This window comes from Vibrio sp. 1580, assembly GCF_033340055.1.
This window is the reverse complement of sequence record NZ_JAWOVT010000439.1, coordinates 1-608: the sequence shown is the minus strand read 5'-3', so window position 1 is coordinate 608 and position 608 is coordinate 1. Positions and strand designations below refer to the sequence as shown.

Annotated in this window: 1 protein-coding gene; it reads right to left on the bottom strand. The window is 49.2% G+C overall.

Translation table 11 applies throughout. The features are described from left to right. The coding region (locus R7093_RS26465) for a putative nucleotidyltransferase substrate binding domain-containing protein (protein WP_318147182.1) at positions 1-608 on the bottom strand (608 nt) is incomplete at both ends.

The following is a 608-nucleotide window of genomic DNA, read 5'->3' as shown; positions in this document are numbered from 1 at the left end:
AAGTGCTTGCGTTCAAAGCTACTGAAATCATCGGGTGCGATGTGGTTGTCAGGTGTGGTGCCTGCCAGAATCGCATTGAGTTGATGACGGAAACGTACCTGAGTAATAAAGCGATACGCGCCAATGATGTTTTCAACACTGTCTTTCGACAATGTGCCGTGCTGGGCTGCGTAGCGAAAACGCTCTTCTGTGCCAGTTAACGAGCCGCCAGCGGCAAGACTGAAAATACGCGCCAGATCGATGATCAGATTCAAGGCGTACTTTTTGATGTTTAACGTGTTGCTGTTTTCCCCACCTTTTTCCAACACCAAATTGTTGAAAATGCCAAGTGGCGGCTGAGTGTCAATCGCATCGCGCACCAAAGCCGGAATAAAGCTCGGGCTCTTTTGAATGCAATCATGCAAGTGTTGTTGGATTTGGTCGACAAACTCGCGGTTGCCGTGAATGGCACGTACTTCAAGGAATACGCTAATGCTCAATAGTTTGTTGTATTCTGGGCTGGCCACCCATTTCTGATAGTACTCTTTCCAACGACGAATTGGCTGACACCACTTTGGTGACGCCGCCATGTACTTGCCGTCACAAAGCGGATAACCGCACGCCGCCAA